The sequence below is a fragment of the Rhodococcus sp. ENV425 genome (genome assembly GCF_002887785.1).
GTDB lineage: Bacteria > Actinomycetota > Actinomycetes > Mycobacteriales > Mycobacteriaceae > Rhodococcus > Rhodococcus aetherivorans.
In genome coordinates this window covers 1,298-3,062 of the sequence record NZ_PCZU01000233.1, presented here as the reverse complement: position 1 = coordinate 3,062, position 1,765 = coordinate 1,298, and the positions used below count along the sequence as shown (strand labels likewise).

The following is a 1,765-nucleotide window of genomic DNA, read 5'->3' as shown; positions in this document are numbered from 1 at the left end:
ACGTAGAGTTCGCCGACGGTGCCGGGCGGGGTGCGGCGCAGCGACCGGTCCAGGATCTGCACGTCGAACCCGGGCAGCGGCCGCCCGACGCCGGGCTCGGCGGCGGGGCCGCGGGTGACGTGCACGGTGGTCTCGGTGATGCCGAACATGTTCACCGCGCGCACGTGCGGCCGGTCCGCGAGCCACGGCCGGACCCGCCCGGGGTCGAGGGCTTCGCCGCCGAAGATCAGCAGCCGCAGCGTGGGCAGCGCGGTGTCGACGGTGGCGAGCTGGCCGAACGCGGTGGGCGTCTGGTTGAGGACGGTGACGCCCTCGCCGTCGAGCAGCGCGGCGAACGCCCCGGGGTCGCGGGCGGTGTAGTGGTCGACGACGACGAGCCGCCCGCCGGTGGTGAGCGCCCCCCACATCTCCCACACGGAGAAGTCGAACGCCGGGGAGTGGAACAGGGTCCACACATCGCGCGGGCCGAACCCGACGTCGCCGGTGGCGGCGAACACCGCGGCGGCGGCCTCGTGCCCGACGAGCACGCCCTTGGGGATGCCGGTGGAGCCGGAGGTGTAGATCAGGTACGCGCCGGCACCGGCGGGCACGGCCGCGTCGAATGCGGCGCCGGCGTCCAGGCGTTGCCGAACCTCGGGCGCATCGACGTGCAGGAGAGCCACATCCGTGTCGACCGCGAACCCGGTGTCGCACAGCACCGCGGCGGGGGCGGCGTCGTCGAGCAGGGCGCGCAGCCGCGCCGGCGGGTGGGTGACGTCCAGCGGCAGGTACACGGCGCCGGCGCGGGCGACGGCGAGGATCGCCACCACCAGGTCGAGCGAGCGGGGCAGCGCGACGGCGACGACGTCCTCGACACCGAGCCCGCGCTCGGCGAGCATTTCGGCGAGCGCCCCGGAGCGGGCGTGCAGCTGGGCGTAGGTCAGGGTGTCGGCGCCGTGGGTGAGCGCGACCGCGTCGGGGCGGCGGCGTGCCTGCTCGGCGACCAGCGCGGGCAGCGTGGCCGTGTCGGGGGCCGGCCGGGGCGCGGACGCGTCGTCGTCGGGGCCGAGCAGGTCGATGCCGCCGACGGCGACGGCCGGGTCGGCGGTGACCACGTCGAGGATGCGCAGCAGGAACGGCGCCCACGCGGCGACGGTGTCGTGGTCGAACAGGCCGCGGTCGTAGGTGAGCACCCCGTCGAGCCCGGTGGGGGTGCCGGCGTCGGAGCGGGTCTCGCGGACGGTGACCTCGAGATCGAATCGGGCCGTGCCGGTGGAGATCTCGCGCACCCCGGTCACGCCGGGCACGTCGAGGCCGTCCAGCGCGAAGCTCTCGTAGGCGAGCATCACCTGGAAGACCGGGTGGTGCCGCGACGCGGAGGCGCCGAGGGCGTCGACGACCCGGTCGAACGGCACGTCGGCGTGCGCGAACGCGTCGAGGTCGACGCGGCGAGTGTCGGCGAGCAGTTCCGCGAACGTCGCGCGGGCCGGCACGGGCAGCCGCAGCGCGACGGTGCCGACGAACATGCCGGCCACGTCGTCGAGCATCGGGTCGACCCGCCCGGAGACGGGGGTGCCGACGGTGACGTCCTCGGCGGCGGTCAGGGTCGCGAGCAGCACGGCGAGCGCGGCGTGCACGACCATGAACGTCGTCGCGTCGTGGGCGCGGGCCAGCTTGTCGACGGCGGCGTGCAGTTCGGCGGGCACCGAGAAGCGCACGCGCCCGGCGGCGCCGTCGCCGTCGCCGCGGGGACGGTCGGTGGGCAGGGCCAGCAGCGGCGGGGCGC

The 1,765-nt window shown here is 76.1% G+C and carries 1 protein-coding gene; it reads right to left on the bottom strand.

Annotated features, from left to right (window positions below):
* Window positions 1-1,765, bottom strand: a 1,765-nt coding sequence (locus CQZ88_RS20215; RefSeq protein ID WP_146034342.1) for an AMP-binding protein, incomplete at both ends; no start/stop codon positions are given.